At 63.7% G+C, this 23,783-nt stretch carries 28 protein-coding genes; 17 read left to right on the top strand and 11 right to left on the bottom strand.

What is annotated here, in order from left to right:
- Positions 1–105: 105 nt before the first annotated feature.
- Both cysK and P3C39_RS11325 read left to right on the top strand, forming a co-directional pair.
- Entirely contained in the window at positions 106–1,083 is a 978-nt protein-coding gene (gene cysK, locus P3C39_RS11330) for a cysteine synthase A (protein WP_027161213.1), read from the top strand.
- A 129-nt stretch (positions 1,084–1,212) separates the two neighbouring features.
- Positions 1,213–1,839, top strand: coding sequence for a glutathione S-transferase family protein (locus P3C39_RS11325; protein ID WP_024502187.1), 627 nt, complete (start codon positions 1,213–1,215; stop codon positions 1,837–1,839).
- A 3-nt stretch (positions 1,840–1,842) separates the two neighbouring features.
- On the opposite strand, the gene P3C39_RS11320 is transcribed toward P3C39_RS11325, so the two are convergent.
- Together P3C39_RS11320 and P3C39_RS11315 are read right to left on the bottom strand one after the other, a co-directional pair.
- A complete protein-coding gene (locus P3C39_RS11320; protein WP_224619101.1) occupies positions 1,843–3,087 on the bottom strand; it encodes an RNA polymerase sigma factor in 1,245 nt (414 codons plus the stop codon).
- Positions 3,087–3,440, bottom strand: a complete 354-nt coding sequence (locus P3C39_RS11315; protein WP_013528640.1) for a YciI family protein — start codon at positions 3,438–3,440, stop codon at positions 3,087–3,089. Before P3C39_RS11315 ends, P3C39_RS11320 begins: the two co-directional genes overlap by 1 nt.
- A 257-nt stretch (positions 3,441–3,697) precedes the next feature.
- Here P3C39_RS11315 and P3C39_RS11310 point away from each other — a divergent pair, with 257 nt between their 5' ends.
- The 3 genes from P3C39_RS11310 to P3C39_RS11300 are packed head-to-tail and all read left to right on the top strand — an operon-like array spanning position 3,698 to position 7,173.
- A complete protein-coding gene (locus P3C39_RS11310) occupies positions 3,698–4,657 on the top strand; it encodes a TAXI family TRAP transporter solute-binding subunit (RefSeq protein WP_024502189.1) in 960 nt (319 codons plus the stop codon).
- Between the two features lie 15 nt (positions 4,658–4,672).
- A complete protein-coding gene (locus P3C39_RS11305; protein WP_275953345.1) occupies positions 4,673–6,793 on the top strand; it encodes a TRAP transporter permease in 2,121 nt (706 codons plus the stop codon).
- Positions 6,790–7,173: a DUF1850 domain-containing protein gene (locus P3C39_RS11300; RefSeq protein WP_064992712.1), complete on the top strand. Its 384-nt coding sequence runs from the start codon at positions 6,790–6,792 to the stop codon at positions 7,171–7,173. The genes P3C39_RS11305 and P3C39_RS11300 overlap by 4 nt, the downstream gene beginning before the upstream one ends.
- Before the next feature lie 15 nt (positions 7,174–7,188).
- Here the strand turns inward: P3C39_RS11300 and P3C39_RS11295 are convergent, their stop codons facing one another.
- On the bottom strand, positions 7,189–7,575 hold the full coding sequence (locus tag P3C39_RS11295) for a DCC1-like thiol-disulfide oxidoreductase family protein (protein WP_275953346.1): 387 nt from the start codon (positions 7,573–7,575) through the stop codon (positions 7,189–7,191).
- A 254-nt stretch (positions 7,576–7,829) separates the two neighbouring features.
- Positions 7,830–7,970: a hypothetical protein gene (locus P3C39_RS11290; RefSeq protein ID WP_013528645.1), complete on the bottom strand. Its 141-nt coding sequence runs from the start codon at positions 7,968–7,970 to the stop codon at positions 7,830–7,832.
- Between the two features lie 149 nt (positions 7,971–8,119).
- On the opposite strand from P3C39_RS11290, the gene P3C39_RS11285 reads away from it, so the two are divergent.
- Genes P3C39_RS11285 through ligD form a run of 3 tightly spaced genes read left to right on the top strand, consistent with a single transcriptional unit; the run spans position 8,120 to position 11,744 of the window.
- Positions 8,120–8,335, top strand: coding sequence for a hypothetical protein (locus tag P3C39_RS11285; RefSeq protein ID WP_127218916.1), 216 nt, complete (start codon positions 8,120–8,122; stop codon positions 8,333–8,335).
- Positions 8,336–8,347: 12 nt separating this feature from the next.
- On the top strand, positions 8,348–9,217 hold the full coding sequence (locus P3C39_RS11280; RefSeq protein WP_064992710.1) for a Ku protein: 870 nt from the start codon (positions 8,348–8,350) through the stop codon (positions 9,215–9,217).
- Positions 9,218–9,230: 13 nt separating this feature from the next.
- Positions 9,231–11,744, top strand: a complete 2,514-nt coding sequence (gene ligD / locus P3C39_RS11275) for a DNA ligase D (RefSeq protein ID WP_275953347.1) — start codon at positions 9,231–9,233, stop codon at positions 11,742–11,744.
- Positions 11,745–11,820: 76 nt separating this feature from the next.
- Here the strand turns inward: ligD and P3C39_RS11270 are convergent, their stop codons facing one another.
- Positions 11,821–12,495 carry a winged helix-turn-helix domain-containing protein gene (locus tag P3C39_RS11270; protein WP_013528648.1) on the bottom strand — a complete coding sequence of 225 codons (675 nt, stop codon included), beginning with the start codon at positions 12,493–12,495 and terminating at the stop codon, positions 11,821–11,823.
- A 68-nt stretch (positions 12,496–12,563) separates the two neighbouring features.
- On the opposite strand from P3C39_RS11270, the gene P3C39_RS11265 reads away from it, so the two are divergent.
- The 3 genes from P3C39_RS11265 (at position 12,564) to P3C39_RS11255 (ending at position 13,517) form a co-directional block, all read left to right on the top strand.
- Complete coding sequence (locus P3C39_RS11265) at positions 12,564–12,779, top strand: DUF1127 domain-containing protein (RefSeq protein WP_063169647.1); 216 nt, start codon at positions 12,564–12,566, stop codon at positions 12,777–12,779.
- 64 nt (positions 12,780–12,843) lie between these two features.
- Positions 12,844–13,176 (top strand): NIPSNAP family protein, encoded by a 333-nt coding sequence (locus P3C39_RS11260; RefSeq protein WP_013528650.1) that lies wholly within the window; start codon positions 12,844–12,846, stop codon positions 13,174–13,176.
- The gene (locus P3C39_RS11255; RefSeq protein ID WP_013528651.1) at positions 13,173–13,517 is read left to right on the top strand and encodes an antibiotic biosynthesis monooxygenase; all 345 of its coding nucleotides are present in this window, start codon (positions 13,173–13,175) and stop codon (positions 13,515–13,517) included. The genes P3C39_RS11260 and P3C39_RS11255 overlap by 4 nt, the downstream gene beginning before the upstream one ends.
- Before the next feature lie 10 nt (positions 13,518–13,527).
- Here P3C39_RS11255 and mbfA read toward each other — a convergent pair whose 3' ends face one another.
- Positions 13,528–14,511: an iron exporter MbfA gene (mbfA, locus tag P3C39_RS11250; RefSeq protein WP_013528652.1), complete on the bottom strand. Its 984-nt coding sequence runs from the start codon at positions 14,509–14,511 to the stop codon at positions 13,528–13,530.
- A gap of 175 nt (positions 14,512–14,686) precedes the next feature.
- Between mbfA and P3C39_RS11245 the strand changes: the two genes are divergently transcribed.
- The 3 genes from P3C39_RS11245 (at position 14,687) to P3C39_RS11235 (ending at position 16,980) form a co-directional block, all read left to right on the top strand.
- Positions 14,687–15,010: a hypothetical protein gene (locus P3C39_RS11245; RefSeq protein ID WP_024502197.1), complete on the top strand. Its 324-nt coding sequence runs from the start codon at positions 14,687–14,689 to the stop codon at positions 15,008–15,010.
- 295 nt (positions 15,011–15,305) lie between these two features.
- Positions 15,306–16,289: a threonine/serine dehydratase gene (locus P3C39_RS11240; RefSeq protein WP_027161221.1), complete on the top strand. Its 984-nt coding sequence runs from the start codon at positions 15,306–15,308 to the stop codon at positions 16,287–16,289.
- A 91-nt stretch (positions 16,290–16,380) separates the two neighbouring features.
- Positions 16,381–16,980: a DNA-3-methyladenine glycosylase gene (locus P3C39_RS11235; protein ID WP_275953348.1), complete on the top strand. Its 600-nt coding sequence runs from the start codon at positions 16,381–16,383 to the stop codon at positions 16,978–16,980.
- Positions 16,981–17,023: 43 nt separating this feature from the next.
- On the opposite strand, the gene P3C39_RS11230 is transcribed toward P3C39_RS11235, so the two are convergent.
- Positions 17,024–17,626: an NAD(P)-binding domain-containing protein gene (locus tag P3C39_RS11230; RefSeq protein WP_027161223.1), complete on the bottom strand. Its 603-nt coding sequence runs from the start codon at positions 17,624–17,626 to the stop codon at positions 17,024–17,026.
- 119 nt (positions 17,627–17,745) lie between these two features.
- Here P3C39_RS11230 and P3C39_RS11225 point away from each other — a divergent pair, with 119 nt between their 5' ends.
- The 3 genes from P3C39_RS11225 to P3C39_RS11215 all read left to right on the top strand — a co-directional run bounded on the left by P3C39_RS11225 (position 17,746) and on the right by P3C39_RS11215 (position 19,457).
- Positions 17,746–18,675 carry a LysR family transcriptional regulator gene (locus P3C39_RS11225; RefSeq protein WP_027161224.1) on the top strand — a complete coding sequence of 310 codons (930 nt, stop codon included), beginning with the start codon at positions 17,746–17,748 and terminating at the stop codon, positions 18,673–18,675.
- A 139-nt stretch (positions 18,676–18,814) separates the two neighbouring features.
- Positions 18,815–19,096, top strand: a complete 282-nt coding sequence (locus P3C39_RS11220; protein WP_063173459.1) for a hypothetical protein — start codon at positions 18,815–18,817, stop codon at positions 19,094–19,096.
- Entirely contained in the window at positions 19,086–19,457 is a 372-nt protein-coding gene (locus tag P3C39_RS11215) for a hypothetical protein (RefSeq protein WP_063173458.1), read from the top strand. The genes P3C39_RS11220 and P3C39_RS11215 overlap by 11 nt, the downstream gene beginning before the upstream one ends.
- A 620-nt stretch (positions 19,458–20,077) precedes the next feature.
- On the opposite strand, the gene P3C39_RS11210 is transcribed toward P3C39_RS11215, so the two are convergent.
- From P3C39_RS11210 to P3C39_RS11195, 4 genes are read right to left on the bottom strand one after another with little or no spacing between them, the layout of a single operon-like run.
- The gene (locus P3C39_RS11210; RefSeq protein ID WP_064992708.1) at positions 20,078–21,214 is read right to left on the bottom strand and encodes an ABC transporter permease; all 1,137 of its coding nucleotides are present in this window, start codon (positions 21,212–21,214) and stop codon (positions 20,078–20,080) included.
- Positions 21,211–22,131 (bottom strand): ABC transporter ATP-binding protein, encoded by a 921-nt coding sequence (locus tag P3C39_RS11205; protein ID WP_275953349.1) that lies wholly within the window; start codon positions 22,129–22,131, stop codon positions 21,211–21,213. Before P3C39_RS11205 ends, P3C39_RS11210 begins: the two co-directional genes overlap by 4 nt.
- Complete coding sequence (locus tag P3C39_RS11200; protein ID WP_013528657.1) at positions 22,128–23,081, bottom strand: HlyD family efflux transporter periplasmic adaptor subunit; 954 nt, start codon at positions 23,079–23,081, stop codon at positions 22,128–22,130. Before P3C39_RS11200 ends, P3C39_RS11205 begins: the two co-directional genes overlap by 4 nt.
- Complete coding sequence (locus tag P3C39_RS11195; RefSeq protein ID WP_275953350.1) at positions 23,078–23,776, bottom strand: CerR family C-terminal domain-containing protein; 699 nt, start codon at positions 23,774–23,776, stop codon at positions 23,078–23,080. Before P3C39_RS11195 ends, P3C39_RS11200 begins: the two co-directional genes overlap by 4 nt.
- Positions 23,777–23,783: the final 7 nt, after the last annotated feature.

Here is a 23,783-nt window from a genome sequence, read left to right as displayed (position 1 = left end):
ATTTTCAGCCGACAGTCTATCTTGCGCGACCGAAGGCCCTATCTTGCCGGCTGCAATTCCACTGCCTGAAATCCTTACTCGCCTGAAATTCTGGGAGCGAAACCAATGAACAAGCCCGTCACAGCCCGTGTGCCCGGTCGCGGCCGCGTCTACAATTCGATCACCGATACGATCGGCGACACGCCCCTGGTGCGGCTCGACAAGTTCGCCAGGGAAAAGGGCATCGTCGCCAATCTCATCGCCAAGCTCGAATTCTTCAATCCGATCGCCTCGGTCAAGGACCGCATTGGCGTGGCGATGATCGAGGCGCTTGAGGCATCAGGCAAGATTTCTCCCGGCAAGACAACGCTGATCGAACCGACGTCGGGCAACACCGGCATCGCGCTTGCCTTCGCCGCCGCGGCCAAGGGCTACAAGCTGATCCTGACGATGCCCGAAACAATGTCGGTCGAGCGCCGGAAAATGCTGGCGCTGCTCGGCGCCGAGTTGGTGCTGACCGAGGGTCCGAAAGGTATGAAGGGCGCCATCGCCAAGGCCGACGAACTGGCAGCGACGATCCCCAATGCGATCATCCCGCAGCAGTTCGAGAACCCGGCCAATCCGGAAATCCACCGCACGACGACGGCCGAGGAAATCTGGAACGATACGCATGGCGAGGTCGATATCTTCGTCGCCGGCATCGGCACCGGCGGCACAATCACCGGCGTCGGCCAGGTGCTGAAGAAGCGCAAGCCCTCCGTGCATGTCGTCGCCGTCGAGCCCGACTCCTCGCCGGTTCTGTCGGGCGGCCAGCCCGGCCCGCACAAGATCCAGGGCATCGGCGCCGGTTTTGCGCCCAAGATCCTCGACACGACGATCTATGACGAGATCGTCAAGGTGTCGAACGAGGATTCGGTGGCCAATGCCCGCCTCGTCGCCCGCCTCGAAGGCGTGCCGGTCGGCATCTCTTCGGGCGCCGCCCTGCAGGCGGCCATCGTCGTCGGCTCGCGGCCGGAGAACAAGGGCAAAAATCTTGTGGTGGTCATCCCGTCCTTCGCCGAGCGCTATCTGTCGACAATCCTGTTCGAGGGGCTGGGATCGTAGTCCGACGCTCCTTCGCGTCCAAGCTGGCCCGCTGAAAAAACGCGCGTGGCCGCCATCGGCGGCTTGAGCGCGGCACCGCTTCCGGTTCATATCGCCCCGGCCTGCTTTGCGCGGCCGGGGGAGAATTTCATGTACAAGCTTTACACCCGTCCTGGCAGCGGCGGCTTCGTCGTCGAGGCAGCGCTGGCGTTGGCGAATGCACAGTTCGAGCAGATCGACGTGCCGAAGACCGACCGGCCCGACCCCGCCTTCCTCGACATCAGTCCGTTGAACCAGGTGCCGGTGCTGACCTTGCCGGACGGAAGCTCGATGACGGAATCGGCGGCGATCTGCATCCTGCTTGCCGAGCGTCATCCCGATGCCAATTTGGCGCCGGCAGCAGACGCGCCTGCCCGCGCCGATTTCCTGCGCTGGATGGCCTTCATGTCGTCGGTGCTCTATCCGGCGGTGCTGCGTTTCTACTACGCATACCGCTACACTGCCGATCCCGAAGGCACCAAGGCGGTCAAGCAGGCAGCCGTGGCCGAGATGGACCGTGGCTTTGCCGTTCTGGATGCCGCGCTTGAAGGCCGTGACTGGCTGGTCGGCGACCGGATGTCGCTGGCCGACATCTATCTGGTCATGCTGGTGGCCTGGCATCCCGACATCGACAGCGCGCGGACGGCATGGCCGAACATTGAACGCCTGTGGGCGCGGCTGCGCGACCATCCGCTGATGAAGACGCTCAACACCTCGCACGAGATGTGGCCGGGCTGAAGCTCAATTTCTGAGCACTGCCCGCTTTTCCTGCAGGAAGCGGCGCACCGCCGGGTCGCGCTCGAGGCCGATCGCCCGGTCATAGGCTTCGCAGGCTTGCGGTTCCTGACCAAGCCTGGCCAGGAGACCGGCGCGTGCGGCCCAATAGGGCTGATAGTCATCAAGCCGTTTGTCGTCGCCCAGCACGTAGAGGGCCGCCAATCCCGCCACTGCGCCCTCGGCCTCGGCGATCGCCACCGCGCGGTTTATCGCCACCACCGGCGATCCTGCGATCGAAAGCAACGCATCGTAGAGCTCGCGGATCGCCGCCCAGTCGGTGCGGCCGGTCAGCCGTCGTGCCGCATGCGCGGACTGCACGGCCGCCTCAAGCTGGTAGCGGCCGATGATGCCCTTGGCCGCGGCGTTGGAAAGCAGCGCCTCCGCCTCATCGATCAGGGCGCGGTCCCATAGAAGGCAATCCTGTTCCGCCAGCGGCACGAAGTCGCCGGCGGCGCTGCGCCGTGCGGCGCGGCGCGACTCAGCAAACAGCATCAGCGACAGGAGGCCCAGCGCCTCCGGCTCCTCCGGCAACAGCGATGCCACCAGCCGGCCGAGCCAAATGCCTTCGGTCGCCAGATTGCGCCTTCGCGTCTCGGTGCCCGCCGGGTCGGACCAGCCTTCGGCGAAGGCGGCGTAGATCGCTTCCAGCACCGCATCCAGCCGTTCGCCGAGTTCGGCCTGCTCCGGCACGCGGAACGGAATACCGGTTTCACGGATGCGGGACTTGGCTCGCACCAGGCGCTGGCCCATCGTTGCCGGCGAGACCAGGAAGGCGGAAGCGATCGTCGCGGCGTCGAACCCCAGCACCGTCTGCAGGATGAGCGGCGAACGCACGCTCGATTCGATCGCCGGATGGGCGCAGGCGAACATCAGCCGCAGCCGCTCGTCGGGCAGGTCTTCGTCGGTCATGCGCGCCTCCGCTTCCTCGGCAATCAGCTTGAGATGCTCGCGGCCGGCCTCGCTGGTCAGCCGGCGCCGCACCGCATCGACGCGGCGCCGCCTTGCCACCGCCAGCAGCCAGGCTTCCGGCTTCTTGGGTACGCCGGTTCTTGGCCAGCGTTCGAGGGCGGCGGCAAAGGCATCGGCCAGCGCGTCCTCGGCTGCGGCCACGTCGCGCGTGCGGGCCGCGAGCCAGGCGACAAGCTTGCCGTAGCTTTGCCGGGCGGCGGTTTCCGCTGCCGCCCGCGCGATCTCCAGGCCACTTTCCATCACATGGTCTGTTCCCAGATCGGCCGCAGCTCGACCGTGCCGGCGCTGGCCGCGGGGCAGCGCGCCGCCCAGGCGATAGCGGCATCGGCATCCTCGGCCTCGATCATGTAGAAGCCCGCAAGCTGCTCCTTGGTGTCGGCATAGGGGCCATCGAGCACGTTGGTCTTGCCATTGACCATCCGCACCGAAGTGGCGGCCTGGGTCGGCTTCAGCCGGTCGCCGGCCAGCCAGGCGCCGGACTTCTTCAACGCATCGGTATACGCGCCATAGGCAGCGCTGATCTCGTAGGTCTTATCGGTCGGCGCGGCCGCCATCGCGGCTTCATTGACGTAGATCAAAAGCATGTATCGCATGGTCTTCTCCCGTTGTTTCGAAGGCTGCTTCGTTTGCGAGCCGGACGTATGTCGCGCGGCCCTGGCCGATTTCGACAGGCATTGGAAAAATCTTTCGGCTCCGAAGACATTTCACGCAAGCGGCCATCTGTGCATCCCGCACTCAACCATTCGTCTAACGCATGGGATTGCGGGTTGGCATTTCCATCTCGCTGTCTAAACTCGCTTCTGTTCGCGTCAGGGAGGTGATGCGGCTGCTATTTCAGGGAGGAAATCAGATGTTCCATTTCAGGACGAAACTTGTTGCGGCCGGCGCCGTGGCGCTGTCGCTTGGCCTAGGCGCTGTTTCCGCCAAGGCGCAGGAATTCATCAACGTGCTCACCGGCGGCACATCTGGCGTCTATTATCCGCTCGGCGTGGCACTGTCGGAAATCTACGGCAAGGGCATCGAAGGTGCCCGCACCCAGGTGCAGGCAACAAAGGCTTCGGTCGAAAACCTCAATCTGTTGCAGCAGGGCAAGGGCGAGATCGCGTTTGCGCTGGGCGATTCCGTGAAGCTGGCCGCCGAAGGCAATGCCGAGGCCGGTTTCCCCGGCAAGCTCGATAAGTTGCGCGGCATCGCAGCCATCTATCCCAACTACATCCAGATCGTCGCCAGCCGGGAGTCCGGCATCAAGACGCTGGCCGACCTCAAGGGCAAGAGCCTGTCGGTCGGCGCGCCGGCCTCCGGCACCGAGCTCAATGCCCGCGCCATCTTCGCCGCCGCCGGGTTGAAGTATGAGGATCTCGGCCGGGTCGAGTATCTGCCCTTCGCCGAATCGGTCGAGCTGATCAAGAACCGGCAGCTCGACGCCACGCTGCAATCGGCCGGGCTCGGCGTCGCCTCGATCCGCGACCTCGCCACCTCCGTGCCGATCAATGTCGTGGCGGTGCCGGCCGAGGACGTCGCCAAGATCGGCGCGCCCTATCTGTCGGTGGTCATTCCCAAGGGCACGTATGAAGGCCAAAGCGAGGATGTCGCCACCGCCGCCGTCGGCAATTTCCTCATCACCCGCGCCGATGTCTCCGACGAGACCGCCTACCAGATGACCAAGCTGATGTTCGACCATCTCGACCAACTGGCTGCGGCACATGCCGCCGCCAAGGCGATCGACCCGGCCAAGGCGCTCGACGGCATGCCGGTGCCGCTGCACCCCGGTGCCGAGCGGTACTACAAGGAGAAGGGCTTGTTGAAGTAGGGGCGGGTCCGTCGGATGACCGAAGCAACGTCTGGAACATCAACCGACGGCAAATCCGCCACCTTCCATCTGCCTGCCGTCGAAGAACAGGTCGAAGGGCTGCCGCCGGGCTTCGGCGACGGCCTTGCGGGCAAGGCCGCCTTTCTCATCGCCGTCGCCTTTTCCGTGTTCCAGATCTATGTCGCCGCCTATGGCAGCATTCCGAGCCAGGTGGTGAGGGCCATGCATGTCGGCTTCCTGCTGCTGCTCGGCTTTGGCTTGATCGCCAATCTGCGCGCCAAGAGCATGCCGGCGAAAGCCGCGTTCTGGACGCTCGGGGCGCTCGGCTTCGGCACCGGCCTCTACAATTGGCTGTTCTACACTGATCTGATCCGCCGCTCCGGCTTCCTGACCACGCCGGACCTCGTCGTCGGCGCGGTGCTGGTGGTGCTGGTCTTCGAGGCAGCGCGGCGGCTGATGGGCCTGCCGCTGGCGGTCATCGCTTTCATCTTTCTCGCCTACTGCTTTTTCGGCAACCATTTGCCGCCGCCGCTCATCCATCGCGGCTATGATTTCGCCCAGATCGTCGACACCTTCGCCTACGGCACCGAAGGCATCTACGGCACGCCGATCTATGTCTCGGCCGCCTACATCTTCATCTTCGTCGTCTTTGCCGCCTTTCTAGAACGCGCCGGCATGATCGCGCTGTTCAACGATTTCGCGCTTGGCCTGGTCGGCTCGTGGCGCGGCGGCCCGGCGCAGGTCTGCGTGCTGTCCTCGGCGCTCATGGGCACCATTTCCGGCTCGGGCGTCGCCAATGTGGTGGCCAGCGGCCAGTTCACCATCCCGCTGATGAAGCGCTTCGGCTTCCGCTCGGCTTTTGCCGGCGCCGTCGAGGCGACCTCCTCGATGGGCGGCCAGATCATGCCGCCGGTAATGGGTGCGGTCGCCTTCATCATGGCCGAGACGCTGAACGTGCCTTATGCCGAAGTGGTCAAGGCGGCGATCATCCCGGCGCTGCTCTATTTCGGCGCCTGCTTCTGGCAGGTGCATCTGGAAGCCGGCAAGGCGGGCCTGCACGGCATGGCCAAGGCCGAGCTGCCCAATCCGTGGGACGCGGTGCGGCAACACTGGCCGCTGGTGCTGCCGCTGGCAGCGCTCATCTACCTGCTGTTTGCCGGCTATACGCCGATCTTCGCCGGCACGATGGGCCTGGCGCTGACCATCGTGCTCATCCTCGGCACGCCGTTGGCGGCAGCGATCGGGCCGCTGGCCTTCCGCATCGTCTTCTGGATCGCGCTCGGGATTGCCGCCGCTTCGTTCATGAAGTTCGGCGTCAACCTCCTCGGCCTGGTGATCGCCGCACTGGTCGTCGCCTGCTTCACGTTCAAGGGCGGCCGCGAGACGTTGCAAATCTGTGTCGACTCGCTCGCCGAAGGCGCCAAGAACGCGCTGCCGGTCGGCATTGCCTGCGCCATTGTCGGCATCGTCATCGGCACGCTGACGCTGACCGGCATCGCCTCGACCTTCATCGGCTGGATCATCTCGATCGGCGAGGACAATTTGTTCCTGTCGCTGGTGCTGACCATGGTCACCTGCCTGGTGCTGGGCATGGGCATTCCGACCATTCCCAACTACATCATCACCTCGTCGCTGGCCGGGCCGGCGCTGCTCGAGCTTGGCGTGCCGCTGCTGGTCAGCCACATGTTCGTGTTCTATTTCGGCATCATGGCCGATTTGACGCCCCCGGTGGCGCTGGCGGCGTTCGCCGCCGCACCGATGGCCAGGGAAAGCGGCCTGAAAATCGGCATCCAGGCGACCAAGCTGGCCATTGCCGGCTTCGTCGTGCCGTTCCTGGCTGTCTACACGCCGGCGCTGATGCTGCAGGACGCAGGTCCGATCGCCGCCCAGTTCGGCTATCCCGTCGAGGTCGGCTACATCGTCGCCAAGGCGTGCATGGGCATCGTGCTGTGGGGTGCCGCCGCCGTCGGTTTTCTGGTCACCCGCATGGCGTGGTGGGAGCGGCTCGTCGCCTTCGCGGCCGGCGTGCTGCTGGTCGCCGCGGTGCCGCTCACCGACGAGGCCGGCTGGGTGCTGGCGCTGGCCTGGATCGGCTGGCACTGTTTTCGCGCGCGGCAGGCTTCAGTCAGAACATGAGCCTGTGCATCCTGGCCGCGGGCAAGACGGTAACGCTCTCCGTCGCCGCCTTCACGCTGTCCTGGACGCATTCGGTGGAACGGACGCGCTGGCAAGAAGACTGGAAGGTCACGTTCTCCGGCCTGCAGGTGGTCGAAGCCCGGATCGAGGGCTCGGGCGCCGGCATGGAGCCACCGGAAGGCGCTGTGCTGAAGGAGGGTTGGTGGAGCTATGCGCCTGATGTCGGCCCGCAGCGGCGCGTCGTGCTCGCCGCTTCAGGTGCAACCAGCGACGGCTGGACACTGTGCACGGTTCAGGGCTGCCGGGAATTGGGGAGGACGGCAGGCGGACCGATCGTGCTCGAGCCGTGCCGGCCGGATGGCACGAGCCAGCCGCGGTAGCGCATAGCCACACCCTCAGCCAAGGAACCGCTCGCGCAGCTCCGGAGAAGGAATGTCGCAAGCGTCCTTCCTGCCGAACAGGGCGTAGCGGTTCCTGGCGATGCGATCATAGAGCCAACCACGCAGCGGGCGCGGCAACAGCAACAGTGCCTTGGCCGCCCGCCAAGGCCAGCCGAGTTCCGCCATGACGGCGACAAAACTGTCCAGCCGCGTGAAGGCGACGCCGTCGATCAGGACGAGATTGGTTTCGTAAGAGTCGGTGCGCAGTCCATGCTTCCGGAACAGCGCTTCACCGAAGGGCGACTGCGCGGTGGCGAAGCGGAAACGGCCTTGGCGGTCGAGCCTGACCACCATGCGCACGAAACCGGAGCAGAGCACGCAGACGCCATCGAAAACGATCAATGGATGGCGTGAGTCGAGAACTGTTTCGAAAGGACGAGTTGACTGGGGTCGAACTGGTTGAGGATGGTCCGTCACGCTGGCCTCGGCTGCTCGTGTCCTATGACACTAAGCCGGCCAGCGATGGTATCAAAGCCGTGGCGATGTCGCACGGCGCCTGTCGGCGAGAGCGGGACGCTCGGCGCGATAGGTGGTGGCGCGGGTGGAGGCGGCCGGCCTGCAGATCCGGCTGTTGTGGCGATTTTCGAAAGCCATGATCAGTGCGCGCCCAGCGAGTTGCCGCGACGGGCGCAGGCCGGGCCGGGGCCGCGCATGTAATAGCGTTCGGGCCGGTAGGTCGGCGCGACGAATTCGCGGATGGCGGCGGCATAGCCGATGAGGTGCGCGAGGAAGTTCATTACCTTGTCCCTGTCCCGATTTTCGGATGTCCCTTCCGAATTGCGGTCATCATAGCGTCGAGGCGTGAATAGTCGGTGAACGTGATGTTAATATCTGGTCGAAAATGCCTTGCTTCGTGGCTGGAATGCGGCTGATTCGGGGTCTTTCCGTGCAGTTGGTTGGCATTCCGGCCAATGTGACTTTTGCATCACATATGTTTCGTTTGAATGTCGCCTGCGCGCGGTTCTGTTTCAACTTTTGCCGAGCCCGCGAAATTTCCGTGCTGGCGGCCAGAACCAACCAGGCGGCCCCTTGGCATCCAGATCGGCGCGGGAGCGCGGAACTGGAGCGCGATCTGTCCGTTCTCACCTTCATCTGGTTCTGAAGGGAAGATATCATGGCGCCGCGTCCGGCCTGGAGAGGCTATCTGAAGCTTTCGCTGGTCACCTGTGCCGTCGAACTGACCAATGTCGTCACCCATACGGAGCGGGTCTCGTTTCGCATTCTCAACCGCAAGACCGGCAACACGGTGAAGCGCCTCTATGTCGATGCCGAAACCGGCAAGCCGTTGGAGGAGGATGACGAGATCAAGGGTTATGAACTCGACGATGGCAATTTCATCCATATCGAGGAAGACGAGATCGAGGCGGTGCAGATCGAATCCTCGCACACGATGGCGCTCGACGGTTTCGTCGACAAAGCTTCGATCCAGCAGATCTATCTCGACACGCCCTACTATGTGGCGCCCGCCGACAAGGTGTCGGAAGAGGCGTTCGCCGTCATTCGCGATGCGATGGCGGGCAAGAAGATGGCCGGGCTGGCGCGTATCGTGCTCTACCGACGCGAACGGCCGGTGGTGATCGAACCGCTCGGCAAGGGCATGGTGCTGACGACGCTGCGCTACGACAACACGGTACGTCAACCGGACACCGTCTTCGGCGACATCGAGCCCGTGAAGACCGATCAGGAGATGACCGATCTGGCCGAGTTGATCATCGACAAGAAGAAGACGAAGTTCGATCCCTCGAAATTCGACGACAAATACGAGGACGCGCTGCTGGAGCTGATCCGCGCCAAGAAGGCCGGCCACAAGGCGCCGAAGGCTAAGGCGGCGCCCAAACCTTCCAATGTCGTCAATCTGTTCGACGCGCTGAAGAAGAGCCTGTCGGACTCCGGGTCATCGAAAACATCTTCGTCGGCGAAGGCCAAGCCAGCGGCCAAACGCGCCAAGTCGAAAGCCAGCGCGCCCAAACGCAAATCGGCGTGAGGAACCCCAACGAATGGCCAGCCTCGAACAATATCATTCCAAGCGCGATTTCAAGAAAACCGCCGAACCGGCCGGCAAGGTCGCCCGGACCAAGCAGGGCGGCGCGGGCGGCATCTTCGTCATCCACAAGCATGCCGCGACGCGGTTGCATTACGACTTGCGGCTCGAGCATGATGGCGTGCTGTGGAGTTGGGCGGTGACGCGCGGCCCGAGCCTCGACCCGCATGAGAAGCGACTGGCTGTCCATGTCGAGGATCACCCGATCGACTATGCGCCGTTCGAAGGCACCATTCCCAAGGGCGAATATGGCGGCGGTTCGGTTATCGTTTGGGACGAGGGCACCTGGATTCCCGAGATCGACCCGGCCAAGGCGATGAAAAAGGGCCATATCAGCTTCGAGCTCAGGGGACACAAGCTGCATGGGGCATGGCATCTGGTGCGGCTGAAGCCGCGTGCGGGTGAAAAGCGCGACAACTGGCTGCTGATCAAGTCGGACGATGCCGCAGCGCGTCCCGGCGAGGACATCCTCAAGGAAGCGCCTGAATCGGTGAAATCGGGCCTGACCATCGAAGAGGTCGGCGAGGGCAAGACCGCGAAGGGCGAGAAGCCGAAAGTCTGGCATTCCAACAAGCCGGCCGCCGCCAAGACGAAACCCGGCAAACGACTCGACTTCATCGAGCCGCAGCTGGCCACGCTCGAGCGCGATGCGCCGCCGGGCAAGGACTGGCTGCATGAAGTGAAGTTCGACGGCTATCGCATGCAGGCGCAGATCGCCGGCACCGATGTGCGGCTGCTGACCCGCACCGGCCTCGACTGGACGAAGAAATTCGGCGGCGAGATCGTCGCGGAGTTGGCCGGGCTGAAGTGCAGCGACGCCATCCTCGATGGCGAGGTGGTGGTGTTGGCCGACAGCGGTGTTTCGTCATTCGCGCTGCTGCAGCAGGATCTGTCGGCGAAGCGGACCAATCGCTTCATCTATTACGTGTTCGACCTGATGCGGCTCGATGGGCAGGATCTTCGGCGCGAGCCGCTGGTCGAGCGTAAGCAGGCCTTGCAGGAACTGCTCGGCGAACAGTCCGACAATGCGGCGGTCCGCTTCAGCGACCATTTCGCCGAACCCGGCAAGATCATGCTGGAGCATGCCTGCCGCATGGGCCTGGAAGGCGTCGTCTCCAAGCGTGCCGATGCACCCTACCGCAGCGGCCGCGGCCCGACCTGGGTCAAATCGAAATGCACGGCGCGGCAGGAATTCGTCATCGGCGGCTACCTGCCGTCGGACAAGACCGGGCGCGGACTGCGCTCGATCCTGGTCGGCTTCCACGAGGGCGGCAAGCTGCATTATGCCGGCCGCGTCGGCACTGGTTTTTCGGGCAAGGGCGCCAATGAGCTGAAGGCAAAACTCGATGCGTTGACGGCAAAATCATCGCCCTTCTCCACCGCCGTGCCGAAGGGCAAGGGCCTGGTCTGGGTCAAGCCTGAACTTGTCGGCGAAGTGGAGTTTCGCAGCTGGACCTCGGACCGTATAATACGCCACGCCTCGTTCCAGGGGTTGCGCGAGGACAAGCCGGCGGAGGAAGTCGTGCAGGAAAAGCCCAAAGCGGCGACAGGCAAGCCATCGACAGGCAAGAGCACGGCCAAGCCGGCATCAGGCGGCAAAGCCGCCGGGTCGATGACGACCACGGTCAAACTCTCGCATCCCGACAAGCTGCTGTGGCCGGACGAAAACATATCCAAGCAGGGCCTGCTCGACCATTACGCACAGGTTTGGCCGCGCATGGAACAGTTCGTGGTCAACCGGCCGCTCAGCCTGGTGCGGGCGCCGGACGGTGTCGGCGGCCAGCGTTTCTTCCAGAAGCATGCCTCGGCTGGCATGAGCGACAAGATCGCGCGCATGAAGGACCCGACCGACGGCGAGGAAATCCTGTTCATCCGGGATTTCGATGGTGTTGCCGCACTGGTCCAGTATGGCGTGGTCGAGATCCACATCTGGGGGTGCACGATCGATGAGATCGAGAAGCCCGACCAGATCATCTTCGATCTCGATCCGGATGAAGGTGTCGATGTGAAGGCGGTCCGCGAGGCGGCACTCGATATCCGGGGCAAGCTCGACGAGCTGTCGCTGCCGAATTTCGTCAAGACCTCGGGCGGCAAGGGCTATCACGTGCTGGTGCCGCTGAAACCGGCGGCGGATTGGGATGCGGTGAAGGGCTTCGCCCATGACTTTGCCCGCGCGTTGGAGCAGGGTGCCCCCGATCGCTACACGGCGACGCTGTCGAAAAAAGCGCGCACGGGAAAGATCTTCGTCGACTATCTGCGCAACGGCAGGGGCTCGACGACGGTCGCGCCCTATTCCTCGCGCGCCAAGAAAGGCGCCACCGTGTCGATGCCGGTGACCTGGCCAGAGATCGAGGCCGGCTTGCCGCCGAACGCTTTCCCGATCGGCGACAAGACGACGCTGAAGCAGCTGGCGAAAGCCGATCCGTGGAGGGAATTTTTCAAGCAGGGGAAGGCGTTGAAGCGGGGGTAGTTCGCGCAATTTGCCAGCGCAGCGATCCTTCGCGCCCCCTCTGGCCTGCCAGCGTGACGAAATCAGCGTCGGCTCCTCAGCTCAGAAACACCTTCTCGAAAGCCTGCTTGCCCGGCAGCGAGAAAATCACCGCGCGGCTGTCCTTCTCGCGGCGCGCCCATTTCTCGGCAAGGATCTTGTCGAGGATGGCGGCGCCCAGCGTGCCGGCGAGGTGCGAACGGCGCACGCTCCAGTCGAGGCAGGCGCGGCATACCGGCCGGCGCGGCTTGGTGTAGACGTCGATGCCGATCGCGGCGAAATGCGAAGCCGCCGATGGCCCGAGCCTGATCTCTTGTTCGTCGCGGACCAGTACGTTCTTGGCGACGAGCCGGTCGAGCATCGCCACTGCCTGCTCGCCGGCGAGGTGATCGTAGCAGACGCGCGCCACGCGCATCGCTGCATCGCGCGGACCCGGCCGCACACGCTTTGGACCGACGGCTTCCGCGACGCCTGTGATGGCTTCGATCATGCCCGCCACCTGCGGTCCGGCGAGGCCGTAATAGCGATGCCGGCCCTGGCTCGCCACCGTGAGCAGCCCACCTTCCATCAGTTTGCCCAGGTGCGAGCTGGCGGTCGGCAGCGAGACGCCGGCCTCGAGCGCCAGCTCGCTTGCCGTCAGCGCCGTGCCGCCCATCAGGGCATTTAGCATGTTTGCCCGTGCCGGGTCGCCGACCAGGCTGGCGATGCGGGCGATGTCGGGTCCTTCGCGCATAGTTCGTTCCTCATCGAAGCGTTCTTGTCAGATAATCACTATTCTCCGGTGAGATCAAGGAGACGACGATGGCCGCACGAACCGCTTTCCCCTCAGCCCCGCTCCACAGCCGTCGGTTCTTCCCGTTCGTCAGCTGGTTGCGTTCGCGGCTGCTGGCCCGCTGGTATGACCGCCATCTGCAGCGTCTCGACCTTGCCGAGATCGACGACCATCAGCTGCGCGACCTTGGCCTGACGCGGCAAGACGTGCGCCGCGAATGCGCGAAGTCCTTCTGGCAGCCCTAGCAGACCAGTCGGCACGACGTTTCGATGTCGTTCAAACTATCGACGCAGCCCCGAGGAGACCACAATGACCATCACCTGCTTCATCCGCTACGAGATCGACCCGTTCGGCAAGGCGGCCTTCGAGGAGTATGCGCGCAACTGGGGCCAGGCCATTCCGCGCTGCGGCGCCGATCTGATCGGCTATTACGCGCCGCATGAGGGCTCGGCGACGACCGCCTATGCGGCCTATAACATCGAAAGCCTGGCCGCCTACGAAGCCTATCGCGCCCGGCTTGCCGCCGATCCCGCCGGCAAGGCAAACTACGAGTTCGCCAAACGCGAGAGATTCATCCTGAAGGAGGATCGCATGTTCCTGAAACTGGCCTCAGGCCCGCACGCGAAACTGGTGCTGCCGTGATTGCCGTCATCTTCGAGGTCGAACCGGCGGAGGGCCGGCGCGATGCCTATCTGAGCATCGCCGCGGACCTGCGTCCGCTGCTCGACGGCATTGACGGCTTTCTCTCCATCGAGCGTTTTCAGAGCCTGGCCGATCCGAACCGCATCCTGTCGCTGTCGTTCTGGCGAGATGAGGAAGCCGTGAAGGACTGGCGCAACACCGAGGAACACCGGCAGGCGCAGAAGGCCGGTCGCGGCGGCATCTTTGCCGGCTACCGATTGCGCATCGCCCATGTCGTGAGGGACTATGGGCTGACGGAAAGGGACGAGGCGCCGGCCGACAGTCGGGCGGTGAATGGGTGAGTGAGGCTACTCACGCATTCCCGATCAGCACGCCGGCCGCGAACACCAGGGCGCCGCCCAGCACCACCTGGAAGGCGGCGCGCAGGAAGGGCGTCTGCATGTAGCGGTTCTGGACAAAAGCGATCGCCCACAATTCGAAGAACACCACCACCGCGGCAACCCCGGTCGCCGTCCAGAAATGCGGAATGAGATAGGGGAGTGCATGCCCGAGACCGCCTAGCGTCGTCATGATGCCGACGGTCAGACCGCGCTTGAGCGGCGAGCCGCGGCCCGACAGCTTGCCGTCGTCTGAAGCGACTTCGGTGAAGCCCATCGAAATGCCGGCGCCGATCGAGGCGGCAAGCCCGACCAGCAGCGTCTGCCAGGTGTCATGCGTGGCAAAGGCGGCAGCAAAGATCGGCGCCAGTGTGGACACCGATCCGTCCATCAGCCCGGCCAGCCCTGGTTGCACATAGGTGAGGATGAACTGGCGCTGCTCGGCGGCGGTCTCTTCGTCCTTCACTTCGCCCGGCACATGTTTCTGCTCCAGCCGCTGCGCCAGTGTCTCATGGCCCAGTTCGGCCACCGCCAGATCGTCGAGCAGTTTTCGCGTCGAGGCATCCGCCGTGCGCTTGGCAGCCTCGACATAGAAAAGGTAGGCTTGCCGCTCCATCGCCTCGGCCTGGCTGCGCACGTGCTCGATGCCGAGCGGCCGGACCAGCCAGTCGGGCTTGCGCTCGTAATAGCCCTTCACATGTTCGCGCCGGATCAGCGGAATGCGCTCGCCGAAACGCTTGCGGAAAAGCTCGATCAGCGAATCGCGATGGCCATCCTCTTCCTCGGCCATCTCCTCGAACACTTTTGCCGATTGCGGGAAGTTTTCCGTCAGGCCGTCGGCATAGGCCCGATAGATGCGACCGTCATCCTCCTCGGACGAAATGGCCAGCGCCAGGATCTCCTGTTCGGAAAGCGATTCGAAGGGGCGGCGGCCGAAGCCGAAAACACGGGAAAGCATGAGGAATTCACCCTAGTTTAGAATAGTTCTAAACTAGGGCTCAAGGTGCCTCCGGTCAATTGCGCGCTTGGGTCGCGGTCAAGAATTGTTGAAGCTCGCATGCCGGGCCGACCCCTTCATTATCAGTGAATGTTCACCTATATAATTCAACCCAGCCAGAACAAGGAACCCGCAGATGACGGCAAAACAGCCTCCGCATCCCTATGACCCAAAGCCCGTTCTCGATCTCATCGCCAGCATCGAGGCCGATCTGCAGCGCCTGAAAGGCCTGGTCGAGCAGCAGGTCGAGAAATTCGACCCCGCCAATCCGCACAACAAGGCGCCGGACGGCAAACTGACCGAGGAAGGCGTCGAGTGCTGCTACCGCATGTTCGACGAGGGCAAGTCGCGCTATTCGGTCGCCCAGCAGATGAAGATATCCTTTGCCGCCGCCAGCCACCGCTTCAACAACTGGCGCAAGCTGGGCGGGAGCAAGAGGCAGAGGACGCTGTTGGGGTGAACTCGTGGGACGGCGGCGGGACGGCGCCCCCCTCTGTCCTACCGGACATCTCCCCCACGAGGGGGAGATTGGCAGCTTCATTAGGTGTGCCCCTTCTTCAACGTTGGAAATTGGCGAAAGCGGATACTCAGCCGATCTCCTCACCCATGGGGAGATGTCCGGCAGGCCAGAGGGGGGCGTGCAGCCGAGGCGTTGGCGACCGCCTCGCTAAACCTTGTAACGGTCACATTTTTCCCATGGTGCGCCGCCTCCCTTTGCGGGCATCATGGAAAGACCCCTGTCCACTGGACCTCACATGACCGCCACCACCCCTCCCGGCATCGCCGACATCCACGCCGCCGCCGCGCGTCTCGCCGGCCTGATCGTCGAAACCCCGTTGATCGAATCGCAGGAGCTGAACAAGCGCTTCGGCGGCCGCATCCTGTTCAAGCCGGAGACGCTGCAGCGTACCGGCTCGTTCAAGTTCCGTGGTGCCTACAACAAGCTGTCGTCGCTGAGCGACGAAGAACGCAGCCAGGGCGTCGTCGCCTTCTCGTCGGGCAATCATGCGCAGGGTGTCGCCGCTTCGGCCGCGATGTTCGGCGTCAAGGCGGTCATCGCCATGCCTTCAGACGCGCCGGCGATGAAGATCGCTAACGTCCGCAAGATGGGGGCGGAGGTGGTGCCGTTCGACCGCTTTCGCGACGACCGCATGAGCGTGGTTCGCCCTTACGTGGAAAGAGGCATGGTGCTGGTGCCACCCTTCGACGACCCGGCCATCATTGCGGGCCAAGGCACGATCGGCCTCGAATTGATGCGCCAGGCAAAAGCGCTTGGCGTCGACCTCGACGCGGTCGTCATTCCCTGCGGCGGCGGCGGCCTGACCAGCGGCATTTCGGTTGCCGTCAAGGACGCCTCGCCCAACACTGCGGTCTGGGCGGTGGAGCCCGAGCATTTCGACGACACCCGCCGGTCGCTGGCCGCCGGCGCCAGGGTGTCGAACGAACCCGGCCACGCGTCGATCTGCGACGCGATCCTGACCGCGGAGCCCGGCCTGATCACCTTCGAGATCAACCGCAGGAACCTGGCAGGCGGCATCGCCGTTTCCGACAAGGCGACGGCACAGGCGATGCGCGACGCCATGGCCTATCTCAAGCTGGTGGTCGAGCCCGGCGGCTGCGTGGCGTTGGCGGCGCTGTCGTCGGGCGAGATCGAACTGTCCGGCAAATGCGTTGCCGTGGTGCTGTCCGGCGGCAATGTCGATTTCGGCACTTATGCCGGGATCATGGCGGCGGCTTGAGACGGGATGTCCAAAGGGTCCGACATGGATCTGAGGCAGGTTTCGCCTTGGATCACTCCTCGCCCGCCTCCAAGTCGTCGCCGGGCTGAACATGGTCATCTACCGCCCGCTCACGCGTTCTGAGCTGCCCGACGATACGGCATCCCTTGCCCGCACTCTCATCGGCAAGATCGTGGTGCGCGAACTGCCCGAAGGCATCGCCAGCGGCCGCATCGTCGAGACCGAGGCCTATGTGACCGGCGATGCCGCCGGGCACGGCTACCGGGGCCAGACGCCGCGCAACCGTTCGTTGTTTCTCGAGGCTGGGCACGCTTATGTCTATCTCGCCTACGGCATCTCCTACATGCTCAACGTCTCGAGCGAGATGCCGGGGGTCGGAACCGGCGTGCTCATCAGGGCACTCGAACCGCTCGAAGGCATCGCGCTCATGCGGCTCAATCGCGGCATCGAGCGCTTGCGCGACCTTGCGCGAGAACCGGGAAGGCTGGCCCAGGCGTTGCGGATCGATCGTTCGCTCGACGGGCTCGATCTCTGCCGCAAAGGCCCGCTATGGCTGGCACGCGATGATCATGAACCCGACGAAATAGGGGAAAGCGTCAGGATCGGTATTTCGAAAGATGCGGACCGCCTGCTGCGATTCCATGTCAGAAAGAGCCCGTTCGTCAGCGGCCCAGCTTCGCTGAACGGCTAGACGACGGGCTGGTCGCCAGCAAGAGGACGCCAGCCTGGGTGCATTATTCGAAGCGAACGAGATTGAGGACCGGCAACGGACCGCCCGGAAATTGGACGAGGCGAGCGCCGAGCGCCAGGGGTCCGAGATCTATGCCATGGAAGCCAAGCCTGCCGATCAGCGCGCCGATTTCAGCCTTGGCCTGCGCGTCGTCACCCGAATAGAACAGCACGCGCTTGCCGCCTTCCGCCGCCGGGTCGTCGGCCAACAGCTGTGCCAGCAAATGGTTGAACGCCTTCACCACCCTGGCGCCAGGCACGAGATCGGTAAACACCTCACTTGAGAAACGGCCGCCGAGATCGACCGGCCTGAACAGCGGCGCCTCGATCGAGTTGTTGGCGTCGATGACGATGCGCCCGTTCCAGTCGGGCAGGCCGGCAAGTGCTCCCGGAAGCTTCGACCAGTTGACCGCGACAAGCACAATGTCCTTGGCCGCCGCCTCTTGCAGCGTGCCGGCCTTGATCGAGGGGCCGATTGACGTAACGAGTTCCGCCAGTGTCTCCGGGCCGCGGCTGTTGGCGATGGTGGCCTCGATGCCGTTCCTGGCCAGCGTTCGGGCGAATGCCTGGCCGATATTGCCGGCGCCGATGATGCCGATGCTGTTCATGATCTTCACTCCGTTGATTCGTGTGGAGTGGATATCGCCCTTTTATTGGCCTAGGATTAGCCGGTATTTGCTTGTCTTATTCTCAAACATCAGTTGAAGATTGTTCGTTACGGAGAACGATGGAGACGCTCGCCAACCTCGAATCCTTCGTTCGCAGTGCGGAAGCCGGCGGCTTTTCCGCCGCCGCGCGGCTGCTCGGGCTGACACCTGCCGCCGTCAGCCGCAACGTTGCCATGCTGGAGCGCAATCTCGGCCTGCGCCTGTTCCATCGCTCGACGCGCAAACTCGCGCTGACCGAAGCCGGCGAGCGTTTTCTGCACGACATTGGCGGCAATCTCGAAGCGCTGCAGGACGCCATTGCGGCAACGTCCAGTGGCGGCAGCGAACCAGCCGGCGTGCTCAAGCTCAGCCTGTCGCCGACGTTTGGCATCGCCTATTGCCTGCCTCTGCTGCCGGCATTTCTCATGCGCTATCCGCTCATCCGCCCGGAATGGCATTTCGAGAACCGACCGGTGGACCTCGTGGCCGAGGGCTATGATGCGGCAATCGGCGGTGGCTTCGACCTCTCGCCGGGCGTCGTATCGCGGTCGCTGGCGCCGGTCCACGTCATCGCCGTCGCCTCGCCCGCCTATATGGCAGCGCAGACGCCTCCGACCGATCCTTCCGGCCTTGCCGCCTTCGATGGCATTCTCATGCGCTCGCTCAGTACCGGCCGCATCCGTCACTGGACGATGCGGGATGCCGCAGGCAATGAGATGGCGGGCTCACCGCGCGAGACCATTGTCGTCAACGATCCGGCCGCCATGCGGCAAGCCGCCCTGCTGGGGCTTGGTGTCACCATGATCGCGGTGCCGGACGCACTGCAGCATCTTGAAAATGGTAACCTCGTCCGGGTGCTGCCCCGCTGGTATGCCGATGCCGGCGCGCTCTCGATCTACTTCGCCAGCCGCAGGCTGCTGCCCGGGAAAACCCGCGTCTTCATCGATTTCGTCGTCGACGCTTTCCGACGCGAACACTTTGCCGAGCGCTTCGCCGGCAGCCTCGGGTGAGGCTCGAGGGAAGCCAGCGGACACCCGCTTCGCCTTGGGACGACGACGCCACGAGGGGATTAGATAGTTGACAGACCCTAGGCTAGGCCGGAGGCCGGTGATGTGAGTCGCGCACAGATTTCATTGTGTAAGGAAGCATATGCCGGATACCGAAGGAAAGATGTCGCCAGAAGAGCAAAAGAAGGCGATAGACTGGCTAAACAGAAAAGCTCCGAACATGGTGTGCCCGGCATGCAAGCATTCTTCGTTTGCCATTGTCGAGCATATTTTGACCCCTCAGATTCACTATGGCGGGAGCATCATCATGGGCGGTCCGAATTATCCGCAATTCATGGTCGTCTGCAACAATTGCAGTCACATGCTCACCTTCAGTGCCATCGCGTCCGGTGTCATACCAAAGGACCCGTCCGATGGAAAATGAGGTGCAAATTACTCAGACGACAACTTACACAGAAAGACCCGCAGAGCCGATCCGGCTTGTCATGGGGTCTCGCGAAATGAGGTGCTACACCGTCACCGATAGCGAACTGAAGCAGCTAGGGCTTGCGAACCTGGCTATCTCCGGAACGTTTGGGATTGGATCGGCGTTTTTCGCCTTTGGTCTCGATGTCTACAAAGACACGGAGATGGCGGCGCAAATCCCAGCGGCAGCCCAAGCTATGGTCGGCGTAGTGCAGCCCATTTGCCTCTATATCGGTATCGCTCTTTGGATAGCCTCCGGAGCGCTGCTTTATTGGCGGCACGGAATGCTCGACATCATAAAAAAGGAATCGAAGTCCTAGGCGCTACCCAGCCAGCCGTAGGGGGATTGGCCCGCTAAAGCACGCGCATGTGTTTCCTTAGCCCCGTTTGTGCCGTGTTTGCCTGTGAAAACCGGGTACGGCGACGCCTTAGGGTCGTCGGGCACCTACGAATCACCTAATGTTTGGTTTGGCCTACTCCAGACCGGCCACAGGACCCGCCCTGATAACCGGCGGGGCGCGATCCTGCGTACCTGGTCAACCGGGGGTTATCCCGGCGGAGGACAAGAACATGGTAGCATGTTCATGGCCGAAGGCTGTACACGTCGTATTTTACTGGCGTGTACGGTTCGGACGATTGGAATTCGTCCGAGAGCATTGTCGGTCCTACCCGACGGTGTAATTAGTAAGAGACTTCAACTCCAAGCCCCGCTTCGGCGGGGTCTTTTTTTAACAAGCGAATCTTGGCCGTATTCGACCGCTTTTGCAATCGTTTCGTCACCGTTCCGGTGCAATTATTTTGATGGGCTTGGACCTCTTTTCAGGCACGGGAGGCGCCTTGACCGCCTTCTTAGTTGCTGCGTTCAAGGGCTCTTCGGAATCGGTGGTCTCAATCTTGCGCGCCAGTTCACATATATAATCGCCCTCCACGAGCGCGGCGTCTAATCCAGCGTCCGCCGGAATCGCACCAATGCTACGCCGGCAAACAAAGCCACGAACACCACCAGCCAACCGATCTCGCCGGCCACCGCCGGCAGTTCGGCGCCCTTCAGCATCACCGCGCGGGTGATGCGCAGGAAATGCGTCAGCGGGAAGATCTCGCCGAAGATTTGTGCCCAGTCCGGCATGCCGCGATACGGGAACATGAAGCCGGACAGCATGATCGACGGCAGGAAGAAGAAGAAGGTGAGTTGGAGCGCCTGCATCTGCGTGCGGGCGATGGTCGAAATCGTGTAGCCGAGCAGCACCAGCGCCAGCACGAAGATCAGCACGGCGGTCAGGAGCAGCGACATCGATCCGGTGAAGGGGATGGCGAACAGAAGTTTCGCCGCCGCCAGCACCACCACCACCTGCACGCCGCCGACCGCCAGATAGGGCAGCACCTTGCCCATCATGATCTCGAGCGGGCTGGACGGCATCGCCAGCAGGTTCTCCATCGTTCCGCGCTCGGTCTCGCGTGTCAGCGCGATCGAGGTCATCATCACCATGGTCATCTGCAGGATGACGCCCAGCAGGCCGGGCACGATGTTGTATTGCGAGATGCCTTCGGGATTGTAGCGCCGGTGTACGACGACATCGAGCTGACCCTTGGCGGCCTCGGCGGCGGCTTCCTGCGTGCCTTGCGCCCTCAGCAGCGCCTGGCTGGCGACTGTGCCGAGCGTCGAGATGGCGCCGCTTGCCACCGCCGGGTCGGTGGCGTCGGCCTCGATGAGTATCTGCGGGCTGTTGCCGCTCTCCACCCTCCTGGCGAAATCGGCCGGGATGGTGACGACGAAGGCAACGTCGCCGCGCGATATCAGGAACTCGGCCTCGGCGGCACTTTGCGCGACATGGTCGAAACGATAGTAACCGGTGGTCTGCAGCGCCGCGACAATGGCGCGCGTATAGGGATCGTTGCTCGTCGCCACGAGTGCTGCCGGCAGGCTTTTCGGGTCGTTGTTGATGGCGTAGCCGAAAAGCACCAATTGTATCAGCGGCACGCCGAGCATCATGGCGAAGGTGATGCGGTCGCGCCGCATCTGGATGAATTCCTTGATCAGCAAGGCGCCAAGCCGGGCGAAGGAAAAGACGCTGTTCATGCCATGTTGTCCTTCGAGCCGGACATGAACTGGATGAAGACGTCCTCGAGGCTGGTTTCGCCGGGCGAAACTTTCACGCCCTTGTGCTCTCTCTCGACATCGGCAAGCGCGGCTTCGAGCTTCTTCTTGTCGGAGCCGACGACATGCAGCGTCGCGCCGAACGGCGCCACCTGATCGACGCCGGGGCGGCCCTGAAGCGCTTCGGCGACCTGATCGAGGCGCGGACCCTGCAGGACGAAGGTGGTCAGCCCGGCATTTTTCACCACTTCGGCGACAGTGCCGGTGGCCAGCATCTTGCCATAGGAGATGTAGCTGATGCGGTGGCAGCGCTCGGCTTCGTCCATATAGTGGGTGGAGACCAGCACGGTCAGCCCGCCGCTGGCGAGGCGATGGATCTCGTCCCAGAACTCGCGCCTCGCCTTCGGGTCGACACCGGCCGTAGGCTCGTCGAGCAGCAGCAATTTCGGCTTGTGCATGATGCAGGCGGCCAGCGCCAGCCGCTGCTTCCAGCCGCCCGACAAGGTGCCGGCCAGCTGGTTGCGGCGCGACGTCAGGCCGAGGTCCTCCAACGTGCTCGCGACATGCTCCTCGACCGGCTTCAGCCGGTAGAGCCGCGCGACGAATTCGAGATTCTCGCCGATCGTCAGATCCTCGTAGAACGAGAATTTCTGCGTCATGTAGCCGACTTCGCGCTTGATGCGCAGGCTGTCGGTGCGGATGTTGAAGCCGAGCACCGTGCCTTCGCCCTCGTCCGGGGTCAGCAGGCCGCACATGATGCGGATGGTGGTCGTCTTGCCCGAACCGTTGGGGCCGAGAAAGCCGACGATCTCGCCGTCGGCAACCGACATCGTCACATGGTCGACGACGGTCTTGTCGCCAAAGCGCTTGACCAGGCCGTGGACGTCGATGGCGTTCATCTTGCGCTGTCCGCCAGATCGACATCGACGATCTGGCCGGGCTGCAGCGGGCCGGCATCGCCCTCCGGCCGCGCCTCGACCAGGTAGACCAGCTTCTGCCGGTTCTCGAGCGAATAGATCACCGGCGGGGTGAACTCGGGATCTGGCGAGACGTAGCTGACGCGCGCCTTCACATCCGGGCCGCAGCCGTCGCAATGGACGCCGAGCAAGGTGCCGACCTTGACCGAGGAGAAGGCGCTCTCCGGGATATAGACGCTGAGCTTGACCGCGCCGTCGGGCAGGATCGAAATCACAGGCGCGGTCGGACCTGATGTATCGCCCGGATTGCGGATGACGTCGTTGACGCGGCCGGGCGAAGGGGCGGCCAGCACCCGTTTCGACAGCCGCCACTGCGCCTGCTCCAACGCGGCCTGCGCCTGCTTGACCTGATTGTCGGCGGCCTTGATCGTCTCGGGGCGCGCCGGCAGGCCGCCGACGGCGAGATTGGATTTGGCCTGGCCGACCTGCGCATTGGCCGTTTCGAGCGTGGCCGACGCGGTGTCGAAATCCGCTTGCGTGCCGGCGCCGCGCTTGAACAGATCGGCGGCGCGGTCGTATTTGCGCTTGGCGTCGGCGGCCTGGGCGCTGGCCATATCGACCTCGGCCTTCAGCACGGCGATCTCTTCCGGCCGCTTGCCGATCTGCAGGTCGGCGAGTTGTGCCTGCGCCTGTGCAAGGCTTGCCTGCGCCTGCGCCACAGCGATCTTTGCATCGGCGCTTTCCAGCGTCACAACGGTGGTGCCGGGCATGACACGGTCGCCGCGCTTGACCGTGACGGTCTCTACCTGCGCCACCTCGATCGGCGCCAGCAGCACGTAGTCGCCTTCGACATAGCCGACGGCCAGCGGTGCTGCCGGGGCACAGGCCGAGAAGAGCTGCGCGGCGAGCGGCAGCGAACACAGAAAGCTCATGGTCTTTGCCCCTTTGTCTTTGCCCCTTTTCTGGCGGCCAATATGGCCTTGAGATTGCCCGATGTGACCGCCACCACCTTGGCGGCCTCCGCGGCGCCGATATCGGGCCAGCCCATGCGGCGCATCACCGCCTCACGGCCGATGCGGAAATAGATGACCTGGCCGATTAGCGTGAACACGGTGAGCCTTGTGGCCTCGCTTTCGGCGGGCTCGCCAGTTGCCTGTTCCCACAGCTGGCACAGCCGGCGATGGCTCGGCTCGAAGACACCGTCATAGATACGATCGAGGGCTGCCGTTGGATGGGAAAGTTCGCGCAGGATGAACTGCACGATCTCACCGGCCTGCGGACTGGCCACGACAAAGCCGACCATTCGCTCCAGCGCCGCGAAGAGCTGCGCCTGCGCTGCCTTCGGACCGACCGGCGCGGGCGCCTGCGCATTGCCGAGCGCCGGGCCGGCGACCGTCTGGATGGTCTCGACGATAAAGTCGGCGGCGGCCGTGCGAAGACCCTCCTTGCCGCCGAAATGATAGGCGATCGAGCCTATATTGGCTCGCGCCTCGGCGGCGATCTCGCGCGTCGAGGTGCCGTCGAAGCCCTGCCGTCCGAACAGCTTCAGTGCCGCCTGGACAAGCGCCGCGCGCGTCATCTCGGCGGGCTCGCGACGAAGAACTTTGGGCTCAGGTAGTTTGATCATAAGTGCA

This window comes from Mesorhizobium sp. XAP4, assembly GCF_029269325.1.
In the GTDB taxonomy this organism is placed as follows: domain Bacteria; phylum Pseudomonadota; class Alphaproteobacteria; order Rhizobiales; family Rhizobiaceae; genus Mesorhizobium; species Mesorhizobium ciceri.
The sequence above is the reverse complement of the archived record's forward strand: the minus strand, read 5'-3'. Positions and strand labels throughout refer to the sequence as shown.